Raw genomic sequence first — 25,031 nt, 5'->3', positions numbered from 1 at the left:
GCTTAACCAAATGATGCTCAAGGAGTTTCAGAGGGTAAGCCGAGCAGTGGGCAGAGATGGACGCCTGAGCCAGCGGGTTTCGATAAGTGCTGCCAAGGGGCATTGGGCCGATACGGTGGTGTCGTACAACACGACGATTGACGGCATGGCAGAACCTGTTGGTGAGTTCGGCCGGGTGGTTGCGGCCATTGCCAAAGGCGATCTCACAGAACCGATGTCGATGACGATTGAAGGGCGCCCGTTAAAAGGTGAGTTCTTGCGTGTTGCCCGCACGACCAATCAGATGATTGACCTCCTCAACACATTTTCGACCGAGGTAACCCGTGTTGCGCTCGATGTCGGGACTGACGGCATCCTGGGCGGACAGGCACGCATTAAGGGTGTTTCCGGCGTTTGGTTGGAACTTACGAACAGCGTAAATGGCATGGGGGATAACCTCACCAACCAGGTACGTAATATCGCCAGTGTTGCAACGGCTGTTGCCAATGGCGACCTGTCGCAACGCATCACCGTGCAGGCGAAAGGCGAAGTACTGGAGCTGAAAGAAACCATCAATACCATGGTTGAGCGTCTGACGCAGTTTTCCTCTGAGGTAACACGGGTTGCACGCGATGTAGGCACCGCAGGCAAGCTGGGAGGGCGTGCGGAGGTGCCGGGTGTATCCGGCGTCTGGCAGGAGCTGACCAATAACGTTAACGGTATGGCGGACAACCTGACCGGACAGGTACGTAATATCGCAACGGTGGCGACCGCGGTGGCCAATGGTGATCTGAACCAGAAAATTGTTGTGGATGCCCAGGGTGAAGTCCTGGAGTTGAAAAACACCATCAATACCATGGTCGACAGTCTGACTCAGTTTTCTTCGGAGGTGACCCGAGTTGCCCGCGAAGTAGGAACTGAGGGCAAGTTAGGCGGTAAGGCCGAAGTATCCGGCGTAACAGGCGTATGGCGGGATCTGACCAACAACGTTAATGGCATGGCAGATAACCTGACCAATCAGGTGCGTAATATTGCTACGGTCGCAACGGCCGTTGCCAACGGTGATCTCTCTCAGAAGATTACCGTCAATGCCCAGGGTGAAGTGGCGGACCTGAAAGAGACGATCAATACCATGGTCGACAGCCTGACCCAGTTCTCATCTGAGGTGACGCGAGTGGCGCGTGAGGTGGGCACAGAAGGCAAACTCGGCGGTAAGGCTGAAGTGACACGAGTTGACGGTGTCTGGCAGGACCTGACCAATAACGTAAATGGTATGGCGGACAACCTGACCAATCAGGTGCGTAATATCGCAACGGTCGCAGGGGCGGTTGCCAATGGAGATCTGTCGCAGAAGATCACCGTAGACGCCCAGGGTGAGGTGGCCGACCTTAAAGACACCATCAATACCATGGTCGAGCGCCTGACCCAGTTTTCCAGTGAGGTAACCCGGGTAGCACGTGAGGTGGGAACCGATGGTCAGCTTGGCGGTCAGGCTGCGGTGCCGGGCGTGTCCGGGGTATGGCTTGATCTGACCGACAATGTAAATGGTATGGCCGATAACCTGACCGGCCAGGTACGCAACATTTCAAATGTCGCCGCCGCCGTAGCCAATGGTGATCTCAGCCAGCGAATAACGGTAGAAGCGCAGGGAGAAATGGCGCAGCTTAAGGACACCATCAATATCATGGTGGAGAAGCTGACCCAGTTCTCATCCGAGGTTACCCGGGTAGCCCAGGAGGTGGGTACCGATGGCCAGCTGGGCGGAAGTGCCGTTGTAGAGGGCGTCGCCGGCGTTTGGCAGGATCTGACCAACAACGTAAATAATATGGCTGATAACCTGACCAATCAGGTGCGTAATATCGCCACGGTGGCCACCGCTGTAGCCAACGGCGATCTCAGCCAGGAGATCACCGTTGAAGCTAAAGGCGAGGTACTTGAGCTTAAAAACACCATCAACACCATGGTGGACAAGCTCAACCAGTTTTCGTCTGAGGTTACCCGAGTCGCCCGAGAGGTGGGTACAGAAGGTATCCTGGGTGGACGAGCCAACGTATCGGACGTCGGTGGAGTTTGGGAAGAACTGACCGGCAATGTTAACGGTATGGCAGATAACCTGACCAATCAGGTGCGTAACATCGCCACGGTTGCAACGGCCGTCGCGAATGGCGACCTCAGTCAGCGTATTACCGTTGATGCGCAGGGCGAGGTTGCAGAGCTTAAAGATACCCTCAATACCATGGTGGAAAAGCTGACGCGCTTCTCATCTGAGGTAACGCGTGTTGCCCAGCAGGTCGGTACGGAAGGGATTCTCGGCGGTAAGGCAGAGGTAGAAGATGTCTCCGGTGTCTGGCAAGACCTCACCAGTAACGTAAACAATATGGCGGACAACCTGACCAATCAGGTACGTAATATCGCCACGGTGGCAACCGCGGTGGCTAATGGAGATCTGTCTCAGAAGATCACTGTTGAGGCTCGTGGTGAGATTCTTGAACTGAAAGAAACGATCAACATCATGGTTGATAAGCTGACACGATTTGCCGCAGAGGTAACCCGTGTCGCACAGGAAGTAGGTACTGATGGTGTACTGGGTGGTAAAGCCGACGTAGAAGGCGTCTCCGGCGCCTGGCAGGCGCTGACCGACAATGTAAACGGAATGGCCGATAACCTGACCAATCAGGTGCGGAATATCGCCACGGTTGCAGCGGCAGTGGCAAACGGTGACCTCAGCCAGAAAATCATGGTGGATGCTCAGGGTGAAGTACTTGAGCTGAAAAACACCATTAACGGCATGGTGGATAATCTGACACGCTTCTCGTCTGAAGTGAGTCGTGTCGCGCAGGAAGTGGGTACCGAAGGTAAGCTGGGCGGGCAGGCCGAAGTAAAAGGTGTAGCCGGTGCCTGGGAAGATCTGACACGCAATGTAAACCAGCTCGCCAATAATCTGACCGGTCAGGTACGTGACATCGCGCGCGTGACCTCTGCTGTGGCAAGGGGTGATCTCGAACAGAAGATCACTGTTGATGCACAGGGGGAAGTACTGACCCTGAAAAATACTATTAATGCGATGATCGACACTCTGTCGGTGTTTGCCAATCAGGTTACGTTCGTTGCAAAAGAGGTGGGTAACGAGGGTAACCTTGGCAATCAGGCCGATGTGCCGGCGGCCGAAGGTGTATGGCGAGACCTGACGGAGAATGTAAATGAGCTGGCGGATAACCTGACACGTCAGATCCGATCAATTCTTACCGTGGTGACGGATGTAACCAAAGGCGATCTGAGCGGCAGTATCGATGTTGCCGCTAAAGGCGAGGTTGAAACGTTGAAAAACGGCCTCAACCAGATGATCGTGACGCTCAGGGAGACTTCGGAGCTAAACGCCGAGCAGGACTGGCTGAAGTCCAACCTATCAACATTCAGTGGCTTAATGCAGGGTAAAAAGGACCTGCAAAACCTTGCCGACGTAGTAGTGACAGAGGTATGTCCTGTTATCAACGCGCAGCACGGCGTGTTTTATGCGCTTGAAAGCGGGCTTGATGAAAGCCGCACCAACGATACGCCGGAGCTGGTCATGCTTGCCAGCTACGCCTACCACGAGCGTAAATCGGTGGCGAACCGGTTCGAGGTTGGCCAGGGGCTGGTAGGGCAGTCTGCTCGTGAGAAGAAACGGATTATGGTGCACCAGATCCCGGATGACTATATCCGTGTCAGCTCGGGGCTTGGTAACGCCAAGCCGGGCGTATTGGTGGTGTTGCCGGTACTGTTTGAGGGCGGATTGATCGGCGTTGTGGAACTCGGCTCCTTCGAGCCGTTCAGCGATAATGTGCTGACTTTCCTCGACCAGCTGATGATCAGCTTGGGCATCGTAGCCAACGCCGTTACCGCCAGTGCGCGTACTGAACGCCTGTTGAAAGAGTCGCAGGCATTGTCTGAAGAGCTGCAAAGCCAGCAGCAGGAGCTGAAAAATACCAACGACAAGCTTGAGACCCAGGCGAAAAACCTCAAGGAGTCTGAAGGTAAGCTCAAGTCCCAGCAGGAAGAGCTGCAGCAGACCAATGAAGAGCTGGAAGAGAAGTCCCGCGTCCTGGTAGATCAGAAGCGCGAAGTTGAATCCGCTAAGGCTGAGTTGGAAGAGAAAGCCCAGCAGCTGTCGATCTCCTCGAAATACAAATCTGAATTCCTCGCCAATATGTCTCATGAGTTGCGTACGCCATTGAACAGCCTGATGGTGCTGTCCGATGGATTACGGAAGAACATAGACAAGAACTTCACTGAAAAACAGATCGAGAAAATGAACACCATCCACGACTCGGGTATCGAGTTGCTGGAGCTGATCAATGAAATCCTCGATCTGGCGAAGATAGAAGCCGGCAAGATGTCGATACAGGTCGGCGATATTTTCCTACAACGAATTCAGAACTGGGCAGTGCGCGGCTTCCAGCTGATGGCTGAGAACAAGGGCATTGTTTTTGAAACTGAGCTGGATTCAGGCCTGCGTAAAACCATCCAGACGGACGAGAAGCGCGTCCAGCAGGTAATTAAAAACTTCCTCTCGAATGCGATTAAATTTACGGAAAAAGGCTTTGTTAAATTTAATATACGCAGTGCACAAACAGGCTGGAGCCCACATATCAACAGCCTGAATGAAGCGGCGAATGTCATTGCCTTCAGTGTGGTTGATAGTGGAATTGGCATTCCTGCGGATAAACATCAGGTTGTATTCGAGGCCTTCCAGCAGGCGGATGGCAGTACCAGTCGCAAGTTTGGCGGTACCGGACTGGGATTGTCGATCAGTCGTGAGATCGCCTACATGCTGGGCGGAGAGATCGTATTGGAGAGTGAGGAGGGTAAGGGCAGTACCTTTACCCTGTTTATTCCTCAGACTTACCCGGAGGCACTGGTCGTGGCCGCTGAGCATGGCATGCCTGCCTACACGCCGAGTCCGCAGTCCCTGCTTTCGCCTCCATCTGTGAACAACCGTGAACCTGATCCAGCCTTGCTACCTGTGCAACAGCCGGTGCTGAGTGCCGGTGGGCGCTCGGCGCAGGTAACAACAGGCACCGTTGGTGGTTTGATCAGCGAAGTAGAAGACGACCGCATCGATATTAAGGCCGGTGACCGGATAGTATTGATTATCGAAGATGATATCGCCTTTGCCCGCATTCTGTTGGAGAAGGCACGTAGCAACGGTTTTAAAGGTGTGGTCGCAACAACCGGTGATGCCGGACTGCTTTGCGCGCAGGAGTACCGTCCGGATGCCATCATTCTCGATATTAAACTGCCGATTATGAACGGCTGGACCGTGCTTGACCGGATCAAGCATGATCCTAAGATCCGCCATATTCCGGTGCATATCGCCTCGGTCGAAGATGTGCGTAAACGCAGCCTGAAACAAGGGGCGGTCTCCTTCCTGCACAAACCGCTGAATGACAGCTGCCTGAAAGATATTTTCGTGCAGATAGACAGCTTCCAGAAGCAGAAACTGAAGCAACTGCTGGTAGTGGAGGACAACGATAAGCAGCGTGCTGCCATCATTGACCTGATTGGTAACGGCGATGTTCATGTCACGGCGGTGGGTACCGCGAAGGAAGCCAGAAAACTCCTCAGCGAGCAGACATTCCATTGCATGGTACTTGACCTGGTATTGCCGGATGAAGATGGCCTGTCGTTGATTGAAGCGATCAAGAAGGACCCGGCGCTGGTGAATCTGCCGATTATTATCTATACCGGCAAAGAACTGAGTGAGGATGAAGAAACCCGCCTGCGCTCTGTTGCCGAAACGATCATCGTTAAAAACGTGAAGTCGCCCGAACGGTTGCTGGACGAAACGGCGCTGTTCCTTCATCGGGTAGAGTCGAGACTGCCAGAGTCTAAGCGCCAGATGCTGCAGCAGGTGCACGAGAACGATCCACAGCTGAACGGTCGTACCATCCTGATAGTGGATGACGATGTACGGAATATCTTCACCTTAACTTCGGTATTCGAGGCCCATGACAGTGTCACACTGTATGCTGAGAGCGGAGCGCAGGCGTTGGATAAACTGGAGCAGCATCCGGAGATCGAAATCGTACTGATGGATATTATGATGCCGGAGATGGACGGCTACGAAACCATGCGCGAGATACGTAAGAAGGAGCAGTATCGCAACCTGCCGATTATCGCTGTGACGGCGAAGGCGATGATGGAAGACCGACAGAAGTGCCTGGAGGCTGGCGCATCTGACTATATTGTCAAGCCGGTGGATACCGAACAGCTGTTGTCGCTGGTACGGGTCTGGCTCTACAAGGAACGAAACTAATGGACCGGAAAAGGTGGCAATGCCAGGGTCGATACCGACATGACTGATGCAGTGAGTGACAACACTGAAAGTAGCGAATATACCGAGAATGCTGAAATTCCGGCCAGGCATCGACAGCTGGAGCAGATCGAAATTGATCTGCTCTGCGAGGCCATTTATCGGTACTACGGCTTCGACTTTCGTCAGTACGCGAGGGCTTCACTTAAACGGCGCATTATGAACCTTCTGAGCCTGGAAGGGCTCGGTTCGATCAGCGCTCTGCAAGACCGCGTGCTGCATGACCGGCAGATGATGGAGCGTTTCTTACTGAATCTGTCGATCAATGTCACCGCAATGTTTCGTGATCCCGCAATGTACGTTGCCTTGCGCAATAAAGTTGTGCCGCTGCTCCAGACCTACCCCTCGATACGGGTCTGGCATGCGGGTTGCTCATCAGGCGAGGAAGCCTACTCGATGAGCATCCTTCTGGAGGAGGAAGGGATGTCGTCGCATAGCAAAATATATGCGACGGATTTTAACGAAGCGATTATCAAGCACGCGCAGGCCGGTGTTATGCCGTTGAATGAGATGCAGGCATATACGGCTAACTACCAGAAAGCAGGAGGAAAAAGGTCATTCTCGGAGTATTACAGTGCCCGCTATGACAGAGCGATCCTGGTGCCGCGCTTGCGTAACCCTATCGTGTTTTCCCGCCATAACCTGGCGACAGATGGCTCTTTCAATGAGTTCAATATTATCTTCTGTCGCAATGTGATGATCTACTTTGACGATAACCTGCGGAACCGCGTGCTGGAATTATTGCATAACAGTCTGTGCAGGTTCGGGATTCTCGTGCTGGGCACCAAGGAGAGTCTGCAGTTCACGCCGTTTGAGCAGTACTACAAAGAGCTGGACGGCCCCGGGCGAATCTATCAGAGGATTCGGTAACTGATGACGGTCGATTGTATCGCAATAGGCACCAGTCTGGGTGGCATGGACGCGCTTCGCAGGTTATTGACCTCGCTTCCTGCAACACTGAAGGTGCCTCTGGTTGTTGTTATCCATCGCGCCTCGGTACAGCATGATTATCTTCTGGAGGTGTTGCAAAAGCACACCCCGCTAAAGGTTCAGGAGGCTCAGGATCGATTAGCGGTGACACCCGGAACTATCACTATTGCACCGGCGGACTACCATCTGCTGGTTGATAGCGGACGTTTTGTCCTGTCACTGGATGCGCCGCTTAAATTTGCACGCCCCTCGATTGATGCATTACTGGAATCTGTTGCCGATGAGTATGCCGAAAATGCGCTTGGAATCTTGCTGACCGGAGGAGGCGAGGACGGTCTTAAGGGGCTGCAGGCTATTAAGAACGCGGGTGGGATCGTTTTGGTGGAAAATCCGCAAACCGCGTTTGAACCCGGGTTGCCAGCTGCTGCGATTGGGGCCGGTATTGTTAGCGACGGCCTCACGCTGGAAGAGATTTCGCATTTTCTGGCGAAGTTTGCTGAGCCATAGAAGCGGTGTCATAAGGGCGTGCTCGGGCGATCGGCCTTTTGATCACGAATCGGATCGGGGTGATCTCCGCTACCGGCCGCAGAATAATATCTGCGGCGTCTTCCTATGTGGATGCTAAGCAACAATAGTATCTGTTTTAAGGTCTTACTCATTGTTACTCCCTCATACAGAATTTGGCCTCAGATAATTAAAATAATCCTTTTCCAGTAAGCATAAACTTAAGTGCATCCACCACTAAAACGAAGCCAGCCAGTGCGAGCAATATCGGCATAATATAGCTGCTAACGCGCTCTACTATCCCATTAATACGTCCCAATATAGATTGACTGCGCTTACCAATGATCTTCACTAATACTGGGATAATCAAAAAGGGCAGGGCATAAAAAAGGTTATAGGCTGCCAGCACCATTATTGAATCAATAACCGCAAGATCTGCCTTCAGTATTTGGTCTAGAGCCGCAAAGTAAGGTAACGCAAACGGAATACCTACGAAATTAACGATAGCCCCCAGGCCGAGTGCTTTTATCGGAGTAAGTGTGCCACTAGGCTCTTCTTGCTTTTGTGATTTATTGGGAGATCGGAATGCAACTCCTATCAGAAGGACGCCGATTAAAAAGCCAATGATGTAGTCGATGAGTTGCGGGTTTTCTAAACGATCGGTGAGTTGCTCGAGCCCAAGCGCTAAGGCGATACCAACAATAAAGTAGGCACAAGTATGCCCGAGCAAAATTGCACTGCTATTTGAAACCGGACGTTCCGTTCCAGCTGCATAGACCATAAAGGCGAATAATACAGGATTGACTGCATCTACAATTAGGATAGGGATTAGAACAGCGAAAATGTCAGCCATAGTCCTATATACTCCTCTGAATTTTTCTCAATACATACCAGCTTGCGCCTAAATTCAACTAGATCGAAGCTGTGATTAAAACACGGAAACTATTTGAGAGGGGCTACATATTCATCCCCGTATAAGTTCCTCCATGCCGACTATTTCCATCTGACTATCTCTGGATTAAGTAAGAATTATAGGTCGTAGCAGCATACCTTATATAAATTAGTAGGAATTATATAGGTGTTGAGTCACTGGGACAGCACGCTGTCCCAGACCTTCTTGTAACTTAGTGCGCCGCAGTGTCGCCGAAATTGAGCTAGCGAATTGCGCTGCTGAGTATTGCCTGTAGAAGTACGTTACCGCCGGCTGCGACATCTTCCAGATCGACATTCTCTGCTTCGTTGTGTGATATACCCTTTTCGCAGGGGATAAAAATCATGCTGGTTGGTGCAACCTGGCTGACGTATACAGAATCATGGCCGGCGCCGCTGAAGAGTTCCATATTGGAGTAACCCAGCGACTGCACCGCATCTCGCACTGCATCAACGCAATTTAGATCAAAGACAACGGCGGGGGAGTTCCATTCATCGCGCACACAGACCTTCAAACCGCGGGGATTGGATTCCTCTTCTACGATGCGGCGGAATGACTGGTCCATGCTATCCAGAGTATCCTGATCCGGGTGGCGCAGGTCCACTGCCAGCACGATTCGCTCCGGCACCGTATTGCGGGCACCCGGTTCGGTTTTAATGTCTCCAAAGGTGACACGGGCCCAGGGGCCGTGTCGCTCGGCCAGCTGGTATAGTCGCTGTAGAATTGGAGCCAGGGCCATCATCGGATCCTTGCGTACCTCCATAGGGCTAGGTCCGGCATGACAGGGCTGGCCTTCAATGGTCAGATCGTACCAGCGCATGCCCTGTACTCCAGAAACGATGCCAATTTGCTTCTGCTCTTTTTCCAGTATCGGTCCCTGTTCAATATGCAGCTCAAAAGCTGCTTTGACAGGTTTGGCTTCCGCTGGTTGCTCTCCCAGATAGCCAATGCGCGCTAGTTCTTCGCCGAGGCTCTTTCCCTTGGCATCGGTGCGACTGTGGCCATATTCCTCGTTGAATACTCCTGCCCAGACACCAGAGCCGATCATTGCCGGGGAGAAGCGGGCGCCTTCTTCATTGGTCCAGGCGATCACTTCGATTGGGTGCTCTGTTTCGATCTGGTGTTCGTGCAGAGTTTCGAGAATTTCAACGCCAGCTAATACCCCGTAGACACCGTCAAATTTTCCGCCAGTTGGCTGCGTGTCGAGGTGGCTGCCAGTGATCACGGGTGGCAGATCGTTATTTCGGCCGGGACGTCGGGCAAATACGTTACCCATGCGGTCAATGGTGATGCTGCAACCAACCGCTTCGCACCACTGGATAAACAGATCGCGTCCTGCTTTGTCTTCGTCTGTCAGTGCCTGACGGTTACAGCCTCCATTGGCCGTGCCGCCAATTTCTGCCATCGATTGCAGGCGTTGCCACAGCCGCTGGCCGTTAATTTTTAGCGTCATCAGATCTGACTTATTCATCGTATTTTCCTGTGCTGTACTTTTGGGAATAGGTGTTGGCTTGTCCATCGACACCTGCAGTGGCCAGGCTAATTACTTTGAGCTCAACTGGGAGCGCCTCGGTTGTTTCCGCTAACTAGAGTTCGAACTGCGCAATAGGATCTGGATTGAGATCTGCCTGATGCGGGAAGCCCAGATTGAGCGGTCTCTAGCCACTGCCTTTCATGGGCGAAGTTATCGCCTTTCACCCGGTACAGGGGAATACCACCTAGTGGGTATTAACCATTCCGTGGTATTGGGGAGGGGGGGAGCCAGGGCTAGGATAATTCGAAAACGGGTAAGTGGTATTCACTGCCGTTTGGAGAGTTACCTCAGATATAAAACACCTGAGGGGTTATCTCCTCCTCGCTCGAGAGGCCCATACTTAAACAGATGCAACCGATAGAGACACAATAAAAATGAATCAGCATCTTAGACAGATCGATAGCCGTATCAGTTTGCTGGGGGCCTGTGCACTGGGCACCGCTGGCGTCAAAATCTTTGCGGTTCTACCGCTGTTGCTTGGCACCATCGCTGAGCATCTTCAACTCGATGACACCGAAACGGGCATGGTTGCTTCGTTGTATTACGTTGCCTACTTTGTTGTGACATTGACCTCAATGTTTTGGATTCGCCGTGTCAGCTGGCGTGTGTTGGCGTCGCTGGGTTGTGGTCTGATGGTGCTTGGGTTGATTGGTAGCGCAGTTTTCAGTGAATCCTATCAGGGCGTGGTTGCCGGGATGATGGTGTCGGGTCTGGGGGCTGCTGTGGTGTTCGCACTGAGCTTCACGCTGGTATCTGATATGTCCGACAAGGATCGCCGCTTTGCCATAAAGCTGGTGCCGGAGCAGATTATCCCGGCAGCGCTGATGTTTATTCTCCCTGCACTGGTAATCGAAGACTTTGGCCTGAAAGGGATGCTGTATGCATTGGCGTTGGCCATTCTGGTGCTGGCGTTTCTAAGCGGCGGTATTCCAACCCGAGGCGCGGCAAAGGATGACGCGCCACAGGCCCGTAAGCAGGTGAGTGGCGCCTTGGTGTTCACCGGTTTGGGTGCTCTGGTGCTGTTTTTCGCTGGATTTGCCGGCCTCTGGGCATTTTCGGAGCGTCTGGCGCACGATTCTCTCGATCCAGTGCTTGTCGGCCAATTGCTGGCACTGGGTTTGGTGTCCTCGGCTGTTGGGCCTTTTGTTGCCGCATTTGTTGCTGATCGCTGGGGTCGAGTTACCCCTATTGTCATCGGTGTCGTACTCAGCCTGGGCTCTCTGTTCCTGTTGGTCGGTCAGATCACCGCAGTCAAGTTTGGCTTGCTGATGGCCGTACTTCCGGCGGCCTACTACTTCTCCCTTGCTTATCTGTTCGGAATTATCAGCGATGCAGATTTTTCAGGTCGCTTTGCTGCGCTGATCGCGTCGGCATTGGCATTGGGTGCAGCGGTCGGACCGGCTGTATTTGGTGTGATTCTTGATGAGCAGGGCCAGAACGCAGCCTACCTGACCGCGGCCATTCTAGTCGCTGTTGGTGCCCTGATTTTTATCTGGATGGAGCGCCGCCTGGAGAGAGCGCATCTGATCGCTGGCGAAGGCGCAGAAAAGTATCCGCGGGCTGAAATCTCGAAATAACAAACCGCTAATCGGAAAGAGGAACACTGAATGTCTGTAACCGATACTCGCACCGAGAATATCAATTTTATCGAATACGCCATTAAGCGGGTGTGGATGGCCGCAGGGGCTAGCGAAATCCATGCGAACTATGTTGCTGATGCTATTGGTTTTGGGCACCGACAGGGCAAGTTGAACCAGGGGTTGGGGGTGTACGAATGTATCGACCTCTGTCTGGAAGCTGCTGGCTTGGATATTAAAGCGGTTCCGGACGTGATCAGCGAGGGAGCGGCGTGGGCGGTAGTCGATGGCAAGCGGTCATCGGGATATTACACCCTGAATGTAATGGCTGATATTGCGATCGAGAAAGCACGTACCAGTGGTATCGCGATAGTTTACGGTGGCAATCACTTCGATGGCGGTAGCTTTTCCGCTTACGTCTACAAGGCGTATAAAGAAAACATGATGGCTATGGCCTCCAACAATACGGTGCCACTGGCTGCACCTTATGGAGGCATGGAGAACCAGCTGTCTTGTCCACCTTTTGATGCGATCGGTCCCAGTGGCGAACAGCCGCCAATCTGGACTTCGATAAAATTCGCCGAGTTTTATGATGCGGATATCGCAGAAGCGGTTCTGCAGAACAAGCCGATGAAAGGTAAGTGGTGTATCGATCCTCAGAGCGGTGAAGTGACCGATGATCCGCGGCCCTATGCCAAGCAAATCGAAGGCTATGGCCGTCTTTGGGACTATACCTGCGCCGGGCAGCTTGAAACGCCAAGAACCTACGCGATGAATATGTGGAATGAGTTGATGACAGCCATTATCAACCCGATCGGGATTCCATCAACGCAGATGCCAACTATTGATGATTTTGAGCATGCCGCTGAAAGTGAAGATGAGATCGGCACTAGTGTTGGCGGCAGCTACTTCCTCTGTATCAACCCGGCTGTATTTGGACCGCTGGCAGGGGTGCTGGCGCGTTCCGATGAGTATGTGAGTCATATTAAAGACTGTAAGCCGCGTCCCGGGCACAGTGTGCGGGTACCGGGAGAGGCTGGCTATGAAAGTCTGCAGCAGCACAATGACCAGGTTGAAGTGCTGACCAACCACTGGGCACCATTTTTTGAAACCATAGCTCATCGTTATGGTTTGTCGGAAGCACAACTACGCTCGGAGTTTGCCGCCGTACAAGGAGACGCTGTTCGATAGAGGTGCGTATTTGTATCTCCCTGCTTGCCGGTATGCATCTGCATACCGGCTCTTTTTGTTAGCAAGAAGGTCGAATGGCAGAGTAAAAAGTGGTTTAACTCGCTATCCGGCAGGCGTTTTGTGAAAAGTAGAAGCTAAGTGGGTCTTCGTCGCTGTTGAGGGGCGCTAACGAGATCGCATCCAGGAATAGCGAGAATAGTTCGGCTTGTGAACTTACTTTAAGCTTTGCATGAAAGCGTTTACGGTGAACTTTCACGGTATCAGGACTGATGTCGAGTACCCGCGCGATGGACTTGCTGGAGTGCCCTTTTAGGATAAGACGGATTACCTCGCATTCTCTTTCGCTCAGAAAGTCACGTCCGAAGTTCATAAAGGTACGATCCAGTGATTCACCGTAGAGGGGCTGGATGCAATCCACAGCTCCTCCCAGCATCTCCATGCCGATACCGTTTCCAGACCAGAACTGTTCACAGATACTGACCAGCATGGTGCTGATCGTCTGAAGGTCCTGATAACGGACTTTATGGCTTTCGTTATCCTCAGAACGGAGGCCAAGAGAGACAACGATATACAGATCTGCAGTCACGCTGATCACTATGCCTGCTTCATCGCGCAGTTGAGTTCCTGCGTAATAGGTGTGGTAGTACTCGCTCTCATAGAACTCGTCCGGAGCCAGGTCAGCTAGGCGATAGATGCCGCTGGGAGCCTTGTTTTGGCACAGTGCGTAAAAAGGATCCAGTAAGTAGGCACCGTAAAAATAGGGCGTGAGAGTACGGCTGATCTGATTTGCCGGAAGATTACTGTAGATATGAACTGGTCGGCGGTTGCGGGGATAAGCGGTGATCAGGGTGCTATTGTAGCCGGATACCTTTTGGCAGGCTTTAGCCAGCAAGTGCGGGCAATTCTGGTCTCCGGTATGTTTTACCAATCTCGCTAAAAGGCTGTACCAGTCACTGGTTCCAAGATATTTGTCCGTCATAGCCCGTTCTCCTGTTTCTTATGTTTATTCGTAGCTGTCGACGTTTATATGCATAGAGCCGTCCGGGCTGGCGCTGTAGTTCGCCTCAGCTTGTAACCACTAATGGGTATCTTTGCTGCTGTGTTGGATTGAGGTTAATGCACTATCCCTGAATGGGTGATAGCATTTAAGATCAATACCAGTAGCACTTAGGCTCAAGGTAATGAAAAATCGAATGCAAGATCAGACACTCGCGCTATATGCGATTAAAGCGATAGAGGTAATGGAGAGCCGAGGTGTAGATTGCTCCACTTATATAGCTGCAGCGGGCCTGCACCGGCATGATCTGCAAGATAGTCAGCAGCTGATCCCGGTGGATGGCTACCTGAAGCTGATGGATATCCTGCTGGCGGACACACCGGTCCAGGGGTTGGGGCTGATCGTGGGGCAACACACCTCGCTGCCTGAACACGGCGTATTGGGATACGCCCTGCTGGGCAGTAAAACCTTCCGTCAGGCACTCGAGCGGTTGCAGCGTTATATCATCCTCTATGGTGAGATGCTTGAACTGGAGTTACAGCAAGAGGGGAAGGAGGCTTGGATTGCTGTAAGGACATTCAAGCGGCCTTTTATGTCTGATAGGGTAACTTGCTATCTGACAGAGGAGCTATTGGCCAATCTCTGCAATATAGGCGTTGATATTGAGATCGGATACCAGTGGTTTACCCGCATTGAGCTGGGCTTCCGGTCGCCGGGTTATCCGGAGTTGTATGCCACCGAGTTGGGATGCCCGATCAGCTACAATCAGGCTGAAACCCGACTCTTCTTTTCAGCACATATGCTTGAGCAACCCTTTGACTGTCGCAGTGAAAGGGCCGATATACTCTGTGAGCAGCAGTGTGAGATGTTGCTCAATGACCTGCAGTTAGAGCGGGGGTTAACCAGCGAAATCCACCATATGCTGGCACGGGCGCCTGAGAATATACCGACGATCGATGATGTGGCCCGTGTATTTAATATGTCAGTCAGCACCCTAAAGCGCCGCCTTGCAGAGGAGCAGATGACATTCCGGCAGATTGTGCTGGACTTTCGCCTAGGGATGGCCAAGGCCTATTTGCAGCAATCGCCGCTCTCGGCCAATGAGATTTCCAGACTACTGGGTTACTCAGATCCTCCCAGTTTCTATCGTGCGTTCCGCAGGAAATTCGGCTTCTCCCCACAGCAGTTCCGAACGCAAAACTGATGCCTTGATATAGACTGTTTGTGCCGTGAAATGCCGACACGGCGCGTTCTGCGAGCAAGGCCGTTACCCATTTCGGGTAACTACTCAGCCAATTTTTAAAGTGATTAGATGAGCCTAACAGTGGCGCGCTTACTTCATCTCAGCCGCCCTTGAGAACTGGTTAGGAGAATCTAATGTCAATGCAAACCGAATTTGATGCCAAGCAACTTTGGCAGATGGATAAGGATCACTTTATCCATCCCTACACTGACTTCAGTACATTCAAGAGTGAAGGCAGTCAGGTCATCGTTAATGCTGAAGGTGCCTATGTATCGGACACTGAAGGTAACCGTTTTCTCGACGGAATAGCGGGTTTGTGGTGTGTAAACATCGGCCATGGCCGTCGTGAAATGGCTGAAGCTATCGCGCAGCAGGTCGTGCAGATGGACTACTACAATCCATTCGGGCACACCACCAATGCACCGGCGTCCATTCTGTCCGCTAAGCTGGCCGAGATGGCACCGGGTGATCTGAACCATGTGTTTTACGGTTGCGGTGGTTCTGTGGCCAACGACACCGCAATCCGTCTGGTTCACTACTATTTCAACCTGTTGGGTAAACCCAACAAGAAGAAGATCATCTCCCGTGTCGACGGCTATCACGGTTCAACCTATCTGGCAGCGACCCTGACCGGTATTCACGCGACCAAAAACAGCTTCGACGGTATCGACGGCATGATCCACCACGTCTCCGCGGCCAATATGTACCGCCGTCCGGACGGTATGGATGAAGCCCAGTACTGTGATTTCCTGGTCGCGGAGTTCGAAAACCGTATCGAACAGCTGGGTGCCGACAACGTGGCCGCCTTTATTGCCGAGCCGATCATGGGGGCCGGTGGCGTGCTGGTGGCGCCGCAGGGCTATCACAAGCGTATGTACGACGTGTGTAAGAAGTACGACATGCTGTATATCGCCGATGAAGTGGTGACAGCATTTGGTCGTCTGGGCCACATGTTTGCCTCCGAAGCGGTATTTGGTGTGCAGCCGGATATCATCTGTATAGCCAAAGGCCTGACCTCTGGCTACCAGCCGCTGGGTGCCACCCTGTTGTCAGACAAAATCTATGACGTGATCAGCGAGCCACAATGTGAAGGTGGTGTGCTGTCGCTCGGTTTCACCTATTCCGGTCACCCGGTTGCCTGTGCTGCGGCGCTGAAAAACATCGAGATCATGGAGCGTGAAGGTATTTGCGATGAGGTCAGAGAGCTTGGGCCATACTTCTACGAGAAGGCGCAAGGCCTGATGGATCTGCCGATCGTGGGTGATGTGCGCGGTAGCCACTTTATGGTGGGTATCGAGCTGGTCTCCGACAAGCAGAGCAAAGAAGGTTTTGATGCCGCTACCGGTTCTGCCATGCGTGTGTTCAAGCGCTGCCTGAACCGTGGCGTGGTTGTCCGTCCGATCGGCAACCTGCTTGTCCTTTCTCCACCGCTGACACTGTCGAAAGAGCAGTGTGACGAGATCATAACGACCCTGCGCGGAAGTATCGAAGAGGTGTCGGCCGAACTCAAGGTCGCGGGCCTTCTGTAACCGTTTTATCCATCCGTGCCCCACGGTTTGGGGCACGGGTGCGACCTATCTCTGTTAGGGAGTAATACATGAAAAAAATAAAACCAGCCGTATTTCCTAAACAGCGCAGCAGCTCCGAGCAGATCCTGGAGCAGTTAGATCGCCTGAAGCAGGAAATGACTCCCGACACCGAAGGGAAGTTAAGTAGCAACTCACTGAAAGGCGGCGAAGACATTCAGGCTCTGATTGAACAAGCCTACCTGAAGTTTTTCTCCCACAACGCACTGTTCAGTTTCCAGCAGGCCGGCGCGGCCAAGCTGGAGAACGAAGTGATGGATATGTGTGTTGAGATTATGCACGGTGATGAGGAGTCCCGTTGCAACATTACCTCCGGTGGTACCGAGAGTATTTTCTGTGCTCTGCACGCCATGCGCGAACAGGCCAAGGTGACCAAGCCCCATATCACAGAGCCTGAAATCGTCGCGCCGTACTCCATCCACTCAACCTTTTCCAAAGGTGCGCATTTCCTCGGCATCAAAGTCATTCGTGTTCCGGTAGGGGAGGACTTCCTGGCGGATGTGGAAGCAATGGAAGCAGCAATCGGGTCGAACACCATCGGTATCGCCGCGTCTGCACCGAGTTGGCCTTACGGGCTGGTGGACCCGGTCGAAGAGCTGGGACAGCTGGCGCTGAAGCACGATCTCTGGTTCCACGTGGATGCTTGTGTGGGTGGTTACGTGCTGCCGTTCCTGCGCGAGGTGGGCTGCGAAATCCCATTGTATGACTTCCGTGTACCGGGTGTGTCTACGATCTCTGCGGATCTGCATAAATACGGTTATGCGGCGAAGCCATGTTCGACTGTACTGTGGCGCTCCAAAGAGGAACAGCAGTACCACTATGTGCCGATTACCGACTGGCCCTGTGGCCTCTATGTCTCCCAGTCATTTGTGGGCAGTCGTCCGCTGGCGTCCACCGCCGCTGCGTGGGCGATTCTGAAATACATGGGGGAAGAGGGTTATCTCGATAACGCCCGTAAGATCCTGCATGTGAAGAACTCGATTCAGGGCAAAGTTGAGGCGATAGATGGCCTGAACTGCTGGCATACCCACGGCCCGCTGATGATGATTCAGGCCGAAGGTGACCTGAACATTCAGCATGTGGTGGGTGGCATGACCGAACGCGGCTGGGTGTTGCTTGGCGTGAATGAACCACCGGCGATCCACCTGACGATAGATCCTATGGAAGAGGCGCTGCTGAACAAATTCCTACAGGACCTGGAAGAAGTAGTGGCGGCGATCCGAGCCGGTGAAATTGATACTGAAGGCCTGCTCAGTTACGGCGGCGTGGGTGATTCAGGTACGGCTCCAAAGTGGTTGCTTGATTGTGTGGAGTATATGGAAAAGCAATCGGATTCCTGATTTGAAGCTTAAACCGTATCAACCGAATCAAGTGAGAGAACGATGAAACCACTTCATGAAAAAGTAGCGTTGGTGACCGGTGCGGGTCATCCGAACGGGATCGGTCGCGCCATTGCACAGAAACTGGCGGAACAGGGGGCGACCGTTGTCGTAACCGATCTTGAACAGGCAGCTGAAGATATGGCCGACGCCGTGGAACAGCTGAAAGCGCTGTCCGGTGATGCGATGGCCGTGGCCATGGATGTGACTAAAAAAGAGCAGATCGCATCCTGTGTTGAGCAGGTTCAGGCGCGTTTCGGCAAGATTGATGTCTTGGTGAATAACGCCGGGGTCGGGCTGGGGTCCACCGATTTTACAGAGCTGACCGAACAGGACTGGAATATCAGTCTGCAGGTTAACGTAGTCGGTATGGCGAACTTCTGTCAGGCGGTGATTCCTATCATGCAGGCGCAGGGTGGCGGCAGCATTGTCAATATTGCGTCCCTGGCCGGCCTGGGGGCTATTGAAGCGATTCCCGCCTGCTATACAGCCAGTAAGTTTGCCGCGATTGGACTGACAAAGCAGTTGGCGGTCAACTATGCCAAACAGAATATCCGTTGCAATGCGGTGTGCCCAGGTTCAATCGTGACCCAGATGCATAAGGCCACGCTGGAATTTATTGCCCAGGAGCATGGCATCAGCGTTGAAGAGGCTCAGCAGCATGAAGATGCCGGTATTCCATTGGGATACTCTGCGCAACCGTCCGTTGTGGGAGATGCTGTCGCCTACCTTGCTAGCCCCGCAGCTACGTACGTCACTGGCATAACGATGCCGGTGGCGGGCGGCATGTCACCGGGTATTTGATCTGAATAGATATAGAGGAACCCAACGATGGATTCTTTTTTTTCCCTGAAAGGTAAGGTGGCGGTCGTCACCGGTGGTGGCTCGGGTATCGGTAAAGCCGTAGTAGAACGCTTTGCCCGCGCGGGCGCCAAAGTGGTGATCGGTGATCTGCGAGACTGCCCGGAGCTGGCGGCCGAGGTAGGAGGTATTTCCGTACCCACCGATGTCACCGTTGAACAGCAGGTTAAGCAGCTGTTGCAGACTGCCGTCGATCGTTTCGGCCGTCTCGACATCCTGGTTAACAACGCCGGTATCTTCGCCAACTACCGTCAGCTAAAGGATGCGACCGCTGAGGATTTTCAGCGCTGTTTCGATGTAAACACCCTGGGTGCGTTCTACGGCATTAAACACGCTGCAGCCCTGATGAACGAAGGCGGCAGCCTGATCAACACCGCTTCCTATGCCGGTAAAACCGGATTTATCGACCTGGGCTCCTACGGTGCCAGCAAGTTCTCCGTGGTCGGTATGACCCAGACCGCCGCGCTGGAGCTGTCCGAGCGCAACATCCGCGTGAACTGCGTGTGCCCGACCTCGGTAAATACACCGATGGCCCTTGAAGAGGGCGGTGACGCCCTGCTGCAGATGGAGAAAACACTGGTACCGCTGGGCCGTATTTGTGAACCGGAGGAGGTGGCCGCGATGATCCATTTCCTGGCGGCGGATGACTGCGGCTTTATCAACGGACAAGCACTCAACCTGTGCGGTGGCTGGTCGGCCGGCCTTAACCAGCGGGTATGGGACAAACTGGGCGCTTAAAGAGAGCAATAACAATGGCAAAAATGAGTAAAGAGCGTCTGGAAAAGTACCGGGCGCTGGACCACGCAGCCTTCGATTTTGGTAACAACTACGTAGCCAATTTCTTCGAACGTGCCGCCGCACAGGGGTACAACCTGGATACCACAGGCTTCCTGGCCCATCCGGGCTTTTTCCAGGCACCGCACAGCCGCGACAACCTGGATCAGGTGGATATCGCCATGGTGGGTTCACCGTTGGATCTGGGGGCCATCGGCCTGGCCGGTACGCGACATGGCCCGAAAGCGATCCGCGAGTGGAGCCGCAACTACGGCCCGATCAACGATGTGACCGGCAAGATTCCGTTCGAACAGTGCTCGGTGATCGACTACGGCGATGTGGAGTGGTCTTCCACCGATCTGCAGACTCGTGTGAACGATATCTACGAGGTGTTCAAACGGCTGGGTGATGCGGGTATCTACACCCTGAACTGTGGTGGCGAACACACTACCGCCTTTGGCGCCCTGAAGGGCTTGTCCGAGGCGCACGGTGACGAGGCGTTTGGCGTTATCCATATTGATGCGCACTCCGACACCATGGCCACCTGGGGCGGTGATGCAGTGAACGACGGTTCCATCTTCCGTCAGGCAGTGCTGAACGGCTACGTGGATCCGGAACGTACCGTACAGATCGGTGTGCGTGGCCGCGCCAACTTCCTGTGGGAATTTGCCCACGACAGTGGCATGACGGTGATTACCGCCGATGAGGTGTTCGACAAAGGCACCCAGTACGTCATCGATAAAGCCCGTGAGATCGTGGGGCGGGAGAAAACCTACTTCTCCTTCGACGTGGACGGCCTGGACAGCAACTACATGATGGGCACCACCGGACCGGAACCCTTTGGCCTGACCCCACGCCAGGCGCGCGACATCATTCATGGTTCCCGTGGCCTGAACATCATTGGTGCTGACTTGGTGGAGTACAACCCCAACCGTGATCCAGACGGCAAGTCCGGCCACATCGCCGCAGCTATCTACTTTGAACTGCTCTGCCTGCTGGCGGATAGCCGTGAAGCTGCAACAGGGCGTACCCGCCCAACGAACTGGGCCTGAGGCTTCAGGTCGGTGTGAATCACTGGCAATAAGGGGTGGTTTTCCGCCCCGTTCCAATTCTGATCCCCCAACAATAATAACTATCCGGATACCCCTATGAATACACAGGCCCAAGACCCTATCAATTCGCGAAGCTGTATTGCAGCGACCTCAATTATCTCAGCCGCCGGGGCAGCCATCTTCCTCATTCTGCCGATTCTTTTAGGTGCTGCGGCAGAACATCTGCAGCTGGATGAAGAGCAAGCTGGCTTGATCGCGTCCAGTTACTTTATCGGCTTCCTGTTGGTGTGCCTGAGCGCCGTATTCTGGATTCGCCGCTTTGACTGGCAGTATGTCAGCGGTACCGGCTTTCTGTTGTTGTCGGGCGGTCTTGCTGCAGCTGCGTTTATTAATCAGTACAGCATCTTGCTGGCGCTGATGGCCCTGTCCGGTATCGGTGCCGGCATTCTGTTTGGTCTGGCTGTGTGTGTAGTGTCGGATACCGACGATCCGGATCGTTATTTTGGGATCAAAATACTCGCGGAACAGGTGGTGGGTGCCGCCTTGCTCTTTTTGTTGCCGATCTATGTGACAGTACACTGGGGCTTTCCCGGTATGTTGCTGACCGTTGCTGCGGTGTTGGCGTTGCTGGGGCTGTCAACCGCTTGGTTGCCAAAGCGTGGCAAACGAGGGGTTGAGTCAGCATCCAGTAGTGACCATACAGCCACGAAAATCTCTGTATGGCCGGTCTGGGCCGCGCTGCTTGCGTTGATGGTCTATTTTGCCGGACTATCAGGTCTGTGGGCCTTTGTGGAGCGTATCGCCACCCAGCAGGGGATCGATGCGGTGACGATTGGTAAGGCTCTCTCCTTTGGACTCGTGGGTGGAGGTCTGGGGGCGTTTGCCGCCGCGCTGTTGGGCGACCGCTTTGGACGCCTGTTCCCATTGGTGCTTTCCACCGGATTTCTGGCTGCGGTGATCTTTATCTACAGTAGCGCCTTCGATGCCTTGCTGTTTGCGGCGTCTACCTTCGTGTTCTCCGGCGTATGGAACTACGGTCTGGCCTACCAGATGGGCCTCGTAGTGAGCCTCGACAAGCGTGGCAATCTGTCGGTCCTGATCTCTTCCTTCCTCTCTCTTGGCGCAATAGTGGGACCTGCAATCGCTGGCATGCTGATTGGTGAGCAGGGCTATGGCGGCCTGTTTGTGTTTACGGCGATCACCATCGTATTCGGTCTTGCCGTATTTGCATTGCTTCTGACCAAGGCGGGAGCACCCGTTGCACAAAAGAAGTTGAGTAAGGTTTAAGTTTTCCAAGGAGTTTATGCAATGTTTTCAGTGAAGGATAAACGAGTTTTGATCACGGGCGGTGCCAGTGGTATTGGGCTGGCGTTGGTCAGGCATTTCCAAAGTGCCGGGGCAACGGTGGCGGTGATTGACCTATGCAGCAGTGAGCAACTGGATGCTACCGGTGCCGAGGTTTATCTCGCGGACGTAGGGGATGAAGCGCAGCTGGCCGATGCATTTGGCAATGCGGCCGCAGATTCCCCACTGGATGTGGTGATCAACAACGCTGGTATTGCGCTGCCTGAAGGGCGCTATGAAGATGCCGACCTGTCTAATCTAGATAAAGTCCTGCATGTAAATGTGCGTGGCGTCTATCTGGGGCTTAAGTATGCCGCGAGGTATCTGCGGGATGGCGGTGCCATCATCAATACTGCCTCGGCTGCTGCGCATATCACCTTTCCGGAGTACTCCTCCTATTCCGTATCCAAAGGTGGCGTACTGGCCATGACCCGCACTGCCGCGTTGCAATTGGGACGTCGGGGGATCCGGGTCAATGCAGTCAGCCCCGGCACTGTGCTCACCCCTATGGAGTCGAGCGAGGGGGCGGAAGCGAGGATTAGCGTACAAGCTACTGCGCTGGAAAGGCCCGCCAGAGTGGAAGATATTCTGGGCGCGTACCATTTTTTAGCCGCTGATGAGAGTAGCTATATTACTGGTACTGAGATCCGTGTGGATGGTGGTTGGATTGCCGGCATGACCTATAACCTGATGGAAAGAGCATTAGCGTAATTGATATAAGAGGGCGGTGTGATGTAATTCCGTTAACCCGTTGTGGGTATTTTTATAGCCTGCATGGTCGTTTAGCCTCTTAGTTATAAATAATAACTAGGAGAAGTTTTATGGCTATCCATAAAATAATAATAAGCATCCATTATTTATTGGGGCAGCACGGAATTAAGGTAGACCTATTTAAGGGTTTTAGTTCCCCGGTTTATAGCGTATTTAATCTGGGCGGGGGGCATTAAGATGGAGAGTTATGGCGTTTACGCAATATTTCCAACCCTTGCTGTTCTCATTGTCGCACTCATCACTAAACGTACAATTGAATCACTGCTAGCCGGTGTTGTGATTGGTTTGCTGATGATCTCGCCGACTGAGCTGGTAACCGGATTCGCCACTGTTGCGCTGGACACCATGCGTGATGACACTATTGGCTGGATCATCCTGGTGTGTGGTTTCTTCGGAAGCCTGATTGCGTTGCTGATTAAAACCGGCAGTGCAGTTGCATTTAGCGATTACATGGCGCATTTCGTAAAATCCCGTCGCAGCAGTCTGGTCGTGACCTGGATTCTTGGTCTGATTATCTTTATCGACGATTACCTGAACGCATTAGCAATCAGTTCGTCGATGAAAAAAGTGACCGACAAATTCAAAGTGTCGCGTGAGATGCTGTCTTATATTGTTGACTCAACAGCAGCCCCTATTTGTGTTTTGGTTCCGTTTTCTACCTGGGCTATATTCTTTGCCGGTCTTCTGGAAGATAATGGCATTGCCGACAAAGGTGAGGGGTTAGCTGTTTATATTGAGTCGATCCCTTACATGTTTTATGCATGGGTAGCAGCCATCATCGTACCACTGGTAGCGATGGGTAAATTCCCACTGCTGGGGGCGATGAAAAAGGCGGAGCTGCGGGCGCAGGGTGGTGAAGTGATACCGCCGGGTGCAACCGAAATTGATCTGACCGTGGCTACCGGTGAGAGTCTGAGCTCTGCCCGCACCAAACCTGCACTTCACAACTTCTTTATCCCGATTGTGTCGCTGATCTTTTTCACTTGGTACTTCGACGTCGATATTCTGATGGGTGTCATTGTGGCACTGGCAATCACCATGCTGCTGTACATGTCCCAGCGTATGCTGACGTTTAATGAGATCTTTGACACTGGTATGGAAGGCTTTAAGTCAATGATGGTGCCGCTGGGGACCGTAGTGGCCGGTTTCATGCTTAAAGATGTGAACGATGACTTGGGTCTGACCCTGTATATCATCAATACCGTGAAACCATTGATGACAGCTGATCTCCTGCCAGTAATGGTATTCCTGGTGATGGCACTGATCGCGTTTGCGACCGGTACCTTCTGGGGCATGCTGGCGGTGGCTCTGCCAATCGTGATGCCACTGGCAATCGCGATGGATGCTAATTTGCCGCTGGTGATTGGTGCCCTGATGTCGGCGGCGGCATTTGGTAGTCACGCCTGCTTCTATGGTGATTCCACCGTATTGTCCGCGCAGGGCAGTGGCTGTACCCCAATGCAGCACGCATTGACTCAGTTGCCATATGCGCTGTTGGCAGCAGCCGTAGCCAGCGTTCTGTTCTATGTAGCAGCTTAGATGTGGTAATGCCTGAAACGTTACTGGCTTCGTCACACTGAGGTTGTGTACGAAATTGTAGGCTGGTTATGCGAGTCGCAGAAAAAAGCTCAAAATTACCGTAAAGTTTCATAACTCGATGGAGTTTTAGCCAGTTTTCTGGGATTCGCTATCTTATAGCCAGCCTATACCCGTCCTTATAAAGTTACTTTCACAGTCTGTCTGCAGCTGTGAAAGTATTCGTTTTTATGCGGCTGTAACTGTGGATACTAAATAGATTGTTCGCAAGGCTTAGGTATTCGATATAACGGCGGTAAGACAACAATAATGCTATGACAACGCTCTCGGTTATAGTGATTTACCCAGTTTACCTATGCCCAGTGACGTATCACCGAGATAGCGTAGGGCACCACATAGGCGCACTCTCACAACAGGGTCTGAATAAGGCACTCTGTCTTACCATTGTTTCCAGGCGCAATATTATGGTCGAACCAACTACGATACTAGA

At 53.0% G+C, this 25,031-nt stretch carries 17 protein-coding genes; 14 read left to right on the top strand and 3 right to left on the bottom strand.

Going from position 1 to position 25,031, the window contains the following annotated elements:
• Nucleotides 1-46 precede the first annotated feature (46 nt).
• Genes Q354_RS0104550 through Q354_RS0104540 form a run of 3 tightly spaced genes read left to right on the top strand, consistent with a single transcriptional unit; the run spans nt 47 to nt 7,768 of the window.
• Nucleotides 47-6,274, top strand: coding sequence for a HAMP domain-containing protein (locus tag Q354_RS0104550; protein WP_211252207.1), 6,228 nt, complete (start codon nt 47-49; stop codon nt 6,272-6,274).
• A gap of 39 nt (nt 6,275-6,313) precedes the next feature.
• Complete coding sequence (locus Q354_RS0104545) at nt 6,314-7,201, top strand: CheR family methyltransferase (RefSeq protein WP_084332475.1); 888 nt, start codon at nt 6,314-6,316, stop codon at nt 7,199-7,201.
• Nucleotides 7,202-7,204: 3 nt separating this feature from the next.
• Nucleotides 7,205-7,768 (top strand): chemotaxis protein CheB, encoded by a 564-nt coding sequence (locus Q354_RS0104540; RefSeq protein ID WP_027856580.1) that lies wholly within the window; start codon nt 7,205-7,207, stop codon nt 7,766-7,768.
• A gap of 187 nt (nt 7,769-7,955) precedes the next feature.
• Here the strand turns inward: Q354_RS0104540 and Q354_RS0104535 are convergent, their stop codons facing one another.
• Nucleotides 7,956-8,618, bottom strand: a complete 663-nt coding sequence (locus tag Q354_RS0104535; RefSeq protein ID WP_027856579.1) for a GAP family protein — start codon at nt 8,616-8,618, stop codon at nt 7,956-7,958.
• Between the two features lie 301 nt (nt 8,619-8,919).
• Nucleotides 8,920-10,167: a Zn-dependent hydrolase gene (locus Q354_RS0104530; protein ID WP_036228465.1), complete on the bottom strand. Its 1,248-nt coding sequence runs from the start codon at nt 10,165-10,167 to the stop codon at nt 8,920-8,922.
• Nucleotides 10,168-10,604: 437 nt separating this feature from the next.
• Here Q354_RS0104530 and Q354_RS0104525 point away from each other — a divergent pair, with 437 nt between their 5' ends.
• Nucleotides 10,605-11,807, top strand: coding sequence for an MFS transporter (locus tag Q354_RS0104525; RefSeq protein WP_027856577.1), 1,203 nt, complete (start codon nt 10,605-10,607; stop codon nt 11,805-11,807).
• Nucleotides 11,808-11,837: 30 nt separating this feature from the next.
• Nucleotides 11,838-12,998: an Ldh family oxidoreductase gene (locus tag Q354_RS0104520; RefSeq protein ID WP_027856576.1), complete on the top strand. Its 1,161-nt coding sequence runs from the start codon at nt 11,838-11,840 to the stop codon at nt 12,996-12,998.
• Between the two features lie 94 nt (nt 12,999-13,092).
• On the opposite strand, the gene Q354_RS0104515 is transcribed toward Q354_RS0104520, so the two are convergent.
• Nucleotides 13,093-13,977, bottom strand: a complete 885-nt coding sequence (locus tag Q354_RS0104515; protein ID WP_084332474.1) for a helix-turn-helix transcriptional regulator — start codon at nt 13,975-13,977, stop codon at nt 13,093-13,095.
• A gap of 214 nt (nt 13,978-14,191) precedes the next feature.
• On the opposite strand from Q354_RS0104515, the gene Q354_RS0104510 reads away from it, so the two are divergent.
• From Q354_RS0104510 to Q354_RS0104470, 9 genes are all read left to right on the top strand, one after another.
• Complete coding sequence (locus Q354_RS0104510; RefSeq protein ID WP_027856574.1) at nt 14,192-15,199, top strand: AraC family transcriptional regulator; 1,008 nt, start codon at nt 14,192-14,194, stop codon at nt 15,197-15,199.
• Between the two features lie 173 nt (nt 15,200-15,372).
• Complete coding sequence (locus tag Q354_RS0104505; protein WP_027856573.1) at nt 15,373-16,767, top strand: aminotransferase; 1,395 nt, start codon at nt 15,373-15,375, stop codon at nt 16,765-16,767.
• Between the two features lie 68 nt (nt 16,768-16,835).
• Entirely contained in the window at nt 16,836-18,164 is a 1,329-nt protein-coding gene (locus Q354_RS24585; protein ID WP_051559883.1) for a pyridoxal phosphate-dependent decarboxylase family protein, read from the top strand.
• A 42-nt stretch (nt 18,165-18,206) separates the two neighbouring features.
• Complete coding sequence (locus tag Q354_RS0104495) at nt 18,207-19,007, top strand: SDR family NAD(P)-dependent oxidoreductase (RefSeq protein ID WP_027856572.1); 801 nt, start codon at nt 18,207-18,209, stop codon at nt 19,005-19,007.
• Nucleotides 19,008-19,034: 27 nt separating this feature from the next.
• Nucleotides 19,035-19,802: an SDR family NAD(P)-dependent oxidoreductase gene (locus Q354_RS0104490; protein ID WP_027856571.1), complete on the top strand. Its 768-nt coding sequence runs from the start codon at nt 19,035-19,037 to the stop codon at nt 19,800-19,802.
• Between the two features lie 14 nt (nt 19,803-19,816).
• Nucleotides 19,817-20,890, top strand: a complete 1,074-nt coding sequence (locus Q354_RS24580) for an arginase family protein (protein ID WP_051559882.1) — start codon at nt 19,817-19,819, stop codon at nt 20,888-20,890.
• 96 nt (nt 20,891-20,986) lie between these two features.
• Nucleotides 20,987-22,177, top strand: a complete 1,191-nt coding sequence (locus tag Q354_RS0104480) for an MFS transporter (protein ID WP_027856570.1) — start codon at nt 20,987-20,989, stop codon at nt 22,175-22,177.
• Between the two features lie 21 nt (nt 22,178-22,198).
• Nucleotides 22,199-22,945 carry an SDR family NAD(P)-dependent oxidoreductase gene (locus tag Q354_RS0104475; RefSeq protein WP_027856569.1) on the top strand — a complete coding sequence of 249 codons (747 nt, stop codon included), beginning with the start codon at nt 22,199-22,201 and terminating at the stop codon, nt 22,943-22,945.
• A 351-nt stretch (nt 22,946-23,296) separates the two neighbouring features.
• Nucleotides 23,297-24,544 carry a Na+/H+ antiporter NhaC family protein gene (locus Q354_RS0104470; protein ID WP_245600988.1) on the top strand — a complete coding sequence of 416 codons (1,248 nt, stop codon included), beginning with the start codon at nt 23,297-23,299 and terminating at the stop codon, nt 24,542-24,544.
• Nucleotides 24,545-25,031: the final 487 nt, after the last annotated feature.

It is taken from the genome of Marinobacterium jannaschii DSM 6295, from assembly GCF_000620085.1.
Classification (GTDB): domain Bacteria; phylum Pseudomonadota; class Gammaproteobacteria; order Pseudomonadales; family Balneatricaceae; genus Pontibacterium; species Pontibacterium jannaschii.
This window is presented reverse-complemented; position numbering and strand designations above follow the sequence as displayed.

What these genes read in the sequence shown, in the direction of transcription:
- Q354_RS0104545 (WP_084332475.1), top strand. Translation starts at nt 6,314, where the DNA reads ATGACTGATGCAGTGAGTGACAACACTGAAAGTAGCGAATATACCGAG.
- Q354_RS0104540 (WP_027856580.1), top strand. Translation starts at nt 7,205, where the DNA reads ATGACGGTCGATTGTATCGCAATAGGCACCAGTCTGGGTGGCATGGAC.
- Q354_RS0104535 (WP_027856579.1), bottom strand. Translation starts at nt 8,618, where the DNA reads ATGGCTGACATTTTCGCTGTTCTAATCCCTATCCTAATTGTAGATGCA.
- Q354_RS0104530 (WP_036228465.1), bottom strand. Translation starts at nt 10,167, where the DNA reads ATGAATAAGTCAGATCTGATGACGCTAAAAATTAACGGCCAGCGGCTG.
- Q354_RS0104525 (WP_027856577.1), top strand. Translation starts at nt 10,605, where the DNA reads ATGAATCAGCATCTTAGACAGATCGATAGCCGTATCAGTTTGCTGGGG.
- Q354_RS0104520 (WP_027856576.1), top strand. Translation starts at nt 11,838, where the DNA reads ATGTCTGTAACCGATACTCGCACCGAGAATATCAATTTTATCGAATAC.
- Q354_RS0104515 (WP_084332474.1), bottom strand. Translation starts at nt 13,977, where the DNA reads ATGACGGACAAATATCTTGGAACCAGTGACTGGTACAGCCTTTTAGCG.
- Q354_RS0104510 (WP_027856574.1), top strand. Translation starts at nt 14,192, where the DNA reads ATGCAAGATCAGACACTCGCGCTATATGCGATTAAAGCGATAGAGGTA.
- Q354_RS0104505 (WP_027856573.1), top strand. Translation starts at nt 15,373, where the DNA reads ATGTCAATGCAAACCGAATTTGATGCCAAGCAACTTTGGCAGATGGAT.
- Q354_RS24585 (WP_051559883.1), top strand. Translation starts at nt 16,836, where the DNA reads ATGAAAAAAATAAAACCAGCCGTATTTCCTAAACAGCGCAGCAGCTCC.
- Q354_RS0104495 (WP_027856572.1), top strand. Translation starts at nt 18,207, where the DNA reads ATGAAACCACTTCATGAAAAAGTAGCGTTGGTGACCGGTGCGGGTCAT.
- Q354_RS0104490 (WP_027856571.1), top strand. Translation starts at nt 19,035, where the DNA reads ATGGATTCTTTTTTTTCCCTGAAAGGTAAGGTGGCGGTCGTCACCGGT.
- Q354_RS24580 (WP_051559882.1), top strand. Translation starts at nt 19,817, where the DNA reads ATGGCAAAAATGAGTAAAGAGCGTCTGGAAAAGTACCGGGCGCTGGAC.
- Q354_RS0104480 (WP_027856570.1), top strand. Translation starts at nt 20,987, where the DNA reads ATGAATACACAGGCCCAAGACCCTATCAATTCGCGAAGCTGTATTGCA.
- Q354_RS0104475 (WP_027856569.1), top strand. Translation starts at nt 22,199, where the DNA reads ATGTTTTCAGTGAAGGATAAACGAGTTTTGATCACGGGCGGTGCCAGT.
- Q354_RS0104470 (WP_245600988.1), top strand. Translation starts at nt 23,297, where the DNA reads ATGATCTCGCCGACTGAGCTGGTAACCGGATTCGCCACTGTTGCGCTG.